Consider the following 4,499-nt stretch of genomic DNA (forward strand, 5'->3'; position numbering starts at 1 on the left):
ATCTCGGGCAGTGCGCCCGCTCGGGACCGGGGGGCTGACAGGCTCTAACATGCCGGCCCGCATGTGCATCGACACACAGGAGTGCTTCCCCATGGACTTCAGCCAACAGACCGTCCTCGTCACCGGCGCGGCCGGCAATCTCGGCCGCGCCGTGGCCCGGGCGTTTGCACAGCGCGGCGCCCGCCTGGTGCTGCTCGATCGTGAGCCTGCGGCCCTGCAGCGGGCCTACGGGGCCGACGACGCCACCCGCCTGACGCTTGCGGCCGACCTGCTCGATCCGTCGCAGGTGGAGGCGGCCGTGCAGCAGGCCTTGCAGCGTTTCGGCCGTCTGGACGTGCTGTGCAACATCGCCGGCGGCTTCCGCATGGGGCAGGCCGTGCATGAAACCTCGGATGCGACCTGGGATTTCCTGCTCGACCTCAATGCCCGCACGGTGGTACACACGGCGCGCGCGGTGGTGCCGCACATGCTGGCCGCAAGGGCGGGCAAGGTGATCCAGGTGGCAGCGGCCAGTGCCACCCAGGGCCGCGCGCAGATGGGGGCCTACTGCGCCTCCAAGAGCGCCGTGGTGCGTCTGACCGAGGCGATGGCGATGGAACTGCGTGAGCACGGCATCAATGTCAACTGCGTGATGCCCACGATCATCGACACGCCGGAGAACCGGGCCGCGATGCCCGACGCCGACCCTTCCCGCTGGGTGGCCCCGCAGGATCTGGCCGAGGTCATCGTTTTCCTGGCCTCGCCGGCGGCACGCGCCTTGCACGGGGCCGCGCTGCCCGTCAACGGCTTGAGCTGAGCGCGCCGGCCGCAGGCGATGACCTCACAGGTCATGGGCATGCGGCGATCGCGCGGATAAGCTGGCGGCCATGACACGCAACCCTTCCTCGGCGGGTGGCGAGACAGGCCGCGCGCGCACCGACGTGGGCGCCTTGCTGCGCCACTGGCGCCAGCAGCGCCACCTGTCGCAACTGGACCTGGCCCTGGAAACCTTCTTCCCGGCCCTTCTTCCCGGCCGATGAGGCCACCGCGCGTGTGCTGCGCGAGCAGATGGCGGCCGCACCCGGCTGAGCTCTTGAGGACTTGACGCGGATCAAGCCAGGCGGCCGGCTTGCGGCCTAGAGTGGCCGCATGAGACGCCATCCGGGGACGCTGTGGGCCAAACTGGCCCTGTTGTGCACGGCCTTCTTGCTGGCCGCGCTGACCTCGATCGGCCTGACGCTGTGGATCACCTGGCAGATCGAGGGGGGGGCGGCCGCGGTCAATGAGGCCGGCCGGCTGCGCATGAAGAGCTACCAGCTCGCGCTCGAGGTCGAGCGCCGGGCCGACCCGGCCGTGATCGAGGAACGGCTGCGCCGATTCGACCAGGGCCTGGAGCTGTTGCTCACCGGCGACCCCTCCCGCCCGCTCTTCGTACCCTGGAACGAGGCCACCCGCAGCCGGTTCGACGCCGTGCGCAGCCAGTGGCGCAGCCTGCGCGAGCGCTGGCAGGGCGCTGTACCGTCGGCCGCCTCTGGCGACGTCGAACGCTTCGTGGGGGCCATCGATGATTTTGTCGGCGCCATCGAGCAGCAATTGTCCTTGTGGACGGCCATCTTGCACGCCGTGCAACTGGGCATCCTTGCACTGGCCATCGCGGTGGGGGTGGCTTTGCTGTATGCCGGCCACCTGTTCGTGATCCATCCGCTCAACCGCCTGCAGCGCGGCCTGCAGCGCGTGCAGGCGCAGGACTTTGCTGCGCGGGTCGAGGAAGGATCGAGCGAGGAGTTCGATCAGCTCGCCCGCGGCTTCAACCGCATGGCGCAGACGCTGCAGGCGCTCTATGCCAACCTGGAAGGACGGGTGGCCGAGAAGACCGCCCGGCTGGAACAGCAGCGCGAGCGCCTGGCCGCACTGTACGAGACCAGCGCGCTCTTGGCCGAGGCCGCCACGCTGGATGAGCTGGCCCAGGGGTTTGCGCGCCAGGTGCGGCGCCTGGCGCGGGCCGACGCGGTGGCCGTGCGCTGGTCCGACGAGGCCAACCAGCGCTATCTGCTGCTGGCCGGCGACGGCCTGCCCCAGTTCATGAGCGAGCACGAGCAGTGCGTGCAGACCGGCAGTTGCCACTGCGGCCAGGCCGTGGACGGCGCGAGCACCCGGGTCATTCCGATCGTCTCGTCCCGACCCTCCGGACGGGATCTGTGCGCGCAGGCTGGCTACCAGACCCTGGTGTCGGTGCCGGTGCGGCTGCAGCACCGGCTGCTGGGGGAGGTGGATCTCTTCTTCCGCAGCGACACCGCACTGGGCGAGGACGAACGATCCCTGCTCGAGGCCCTGGCGGCCCATCTGGCCGGGGCCATGGAGGGCCTGCGCGCCGAGGCGCTGGGCAAAGAGGCCGCGGTGGCCCAGGAGCGCAGCCTGCTGGCGCAGGAGTTGCATGACTCCATCGCCCAGTCGCTGGCCTTTCTGAAGATCCAGGTGCAACTGCTGCGCGAGGCCCTGCGCCGCGCCGATCCCGACGCGGTGGAGCGGGTGCTGGGCGAGCTCGATGCCGGCGTGCGCGAGAGCTACAACGACGTGCGCGAACTGCTGCTGCACTTCCGCACCCGCGCCAGCGGCGAGGACATCGAGCCGGCGCTGCGCGCGACGCTGCAGAAGTTCGAGTTGCAAAGCGGGATGCGGGCGCACCTGTCGATGCATGGCCATGGCCTGCCGCTCGATCCGGACGTGCAGATCCAGGTCCTGCACGTGGTGCAGGAAGCCTTGTCCAATGTGCGCAAGCATGCACAGGCCCGCGAAGTCTGGGTGGACGTGCAGCAGACCCCGGTGTGGCGCTTCGAGGTGCGCGACGACGGCGTGGGCTTCGATGCCGCTGCAGCCCCCCCCGACGAAACCCATGTGGGCCTGCGCATCATGCGCGAGCGCGCGGCCCGCATCGGCGCGTCGGTGCACATCGACACCCAGCCCGGCCACGGCACCCGCGTGGTCCTGACCCTGCCCGGTCCGGCCGTGCCGGCCCAAGCGCTGGCCGCCTGAACCCACCCCTGCCCATGCCTGCTGCTCCTGCCCGCATCCGCCTGCTGGTCGTCGATGACCACACCCTGTTTCGCCGCGGCATCGTGGCCCTGTTGGGCCTGGAGCCGCGGCTGCAGGTGGTGGGCGAAGCCGGCGATGCCGGGCAGGCCCAGCGCCAAGCACGCGAACTGCAGCCCGACCTCATCCTGCTGGACAACCACCTGCCCGGGGTGAACGGTGTGGATGCGCTGGCCGGCCTGCGTGAGGTGGCACCGCGTGCGAAGGTGCTGATGCTCACCGTCAGCGAGGACGAGCAGGACCTCGCCGCGGCGCTGAAGGCCGGTGCACGCGGCTATGTGCTCAAGACCATCGACGGCCCGGACCTGGTGCGGGCCATCGAGCGCACGATGGCTGGCGACTCGGTCGTCAGCCCCGAACTGACGGCCAAGCTGGTGGCGGCCTTCCAGGCCCTGCACGCCGCCCCCGGCGCGCCCGCGCCGCCTGAACCGGCCGCGGCCGAGCCGCTGGACACCCTGTCGCCGCGCGAGCGCGAGATCCTGGGCCAGATCGCTCGGGGGGCCAGCAACAAGGAGATCGCCCGCGAACTCGGCATCGCCGAGACGACGGTCAAGATCCACGTCCAGCACATCCTGCGCAAGCTGGGCTTGAGCTCGCGTGTGCAGGCGGCCGTCTATGCCAGCGAGCGCCAGCGCGGTTGAGCTTGCTCAGGGTACCCCTCTGGTCAGGCCGGGGCTGGCCGGCGATGATGGGGCCATGCACGCACCTTGGCCTCCCCCCGACCCGACCGTCCCCGGCCCGGCGCCCGGTGGGCGCGAGCAGCACCTGCACCTGCTGAGCGAACCGCTGTCGGGCCTGCGCTGGCGCGATCCCGTCACGGTGCCGCCCACGGCCAGCGTGCGCGAGGCGGCGCAGCTCATGCAGCAGCAGGGGGTGTCGTCGGTGCTGGTGGTCGAGCAGGGCCGCCTGTTCGGCCTGGTGACCGACCGCGACCTGCGCAACCGGGTCGTGGCGGCCGGGCTCGATCCGTCGCGCCCGGTCATGGACATCGCCACGCTGGCGCCCCTGACCCTGGACGAGCGCCGCCCCGCGATCGAGGCCTTGATGCTGATGGCGCGGCACAACATCCACCACCTGCCGCTCATGGACGGAGAGCGCGTCACCGGCCTGGTCACGGTGCGCGACCTGACCGAGCGGCACGGCACCACCGCGGTGTATCTCGTCGGCGAGATCCACAAGCAGCCCAATCTGGAGGGGCTGGTGCGCGTGAGCCGGCGCCTGCCCGAGTTGCAGCGCCACCTCGCGGCGGCCGACGCCTCGGCCCATGCCACGGGCCACCTGATCACCGCTGTCACCGATGCCTTCACCGCCCGGCTGATCCACCTCGCCGAAAGCCGCCTGGGCCCGCCGCCGGTGGACTACGTCTGGGTGGCCGCCGGCTCGCAGGCCCGCTGCGAGCAAACCGCCAAGACCGACCAGGACAACTGCCT

At 71.0% G+C, this 4,499-nt stretch carries 5 protein-coding genes; all 5 read left to right on the forward strand.

Translation table 11 applies throughout. The features are described from left to right. Positions 1-91: 91 nt before the first annotated feature. Positions 92-796 carry an SDR family oxidoreductase gene (locus tag ACK42S_RS15915; protein ID WP_409709749.1) on the forward strand — a complete coding sequence of 235 codons (705 nt, stop codon included), beginning with the start codon at positions 92-94 and terminating at the stop codon, positions 794-796. Between the two features lie 70 nt (positions 797-866). After that, positions 867-1,019: a hypothetical protein gene (locus tag ACK42S_RS15920; RefSeq protein ID WP_409709752.1), complete on the forward strand. Its 153-nt coding sequence runs from the start codon at positions 867-869 to the stop codon at positions 1,017-1,019. A gap of 109 nt (positions 1,020-1,128) precedes the next feature. Further along, positions 1,129-3,012, forward strand: a complete 1,884-nt coding sequence (locus ACK42S_RS15925; protein ID WP_409709755.1) for a type IV pili methyl-accepting chemotaxis transducer N-terminal domain-containing protein — start codon at positions 1,129-1,131, stop codon at positions 3,010-3,012. 14 nt (positions 3,013-3,026) lie between these two features. Then, positions 3,027-3,710, forward strand: a complete 684-nt coding sequence (locus ACK42S_RS15930) for a response regulator (RefSeq protein ID WP_409709758.1) — start codon at positions 3,027-3,029, stop codon at positions 3,708-3,710. Positions 3,711-3,765: 55 nt separating this feature from the next. Next, the coding region (locus ACK42S_RS15935) for a CBS domain-containing protein (RefSeq protein WP_409709761.1) at positions 3,766-4,499 on the forward strand (734 nt) is incomplete at its 3' end.

It is taken from the genome of Caldimonas sp. (assembly GCF_046289365.1).
Lineage (GTDB): Bacteria > Pseudomonadota > Gammaproteobacteria > Burkholderiales > Burkholderiaceae_C > Caldimonas.

Excerpts from the sequence above, each read along its gene's own strand:
- ACK42S_RS15915 (WP_409709749.1), top strand. The coding sequence starts at position 92 with ATGGACTTCAGCCAACAGACCGTCCTCGTCACCGGCGCGGCCGGCAAT.
- ACK42S_RS15920 (WP_409709752.1), top strand. The coding sequence starts at position 867 with ATGACACGCAACCCTTCCTCGGCGGGTGGCGAGACAGGCCGCGCGCGC.
- ACK42S_RS15925 (WP_409709755.1), top strand. The coding sequence starts at position 1,129 with ATGAGACGCCATCCGGGGACGCTGTGGGCCAAACTGGCCCTGTTGTGC.
- ACK42S_RS15930 (WP_409709758.1), top strand. The coding sequence starts at position 3,027 with ATGCCTGCTGCTCCTGCCCGCATCCGCCTGCTGGTCGTCGATGACCAC.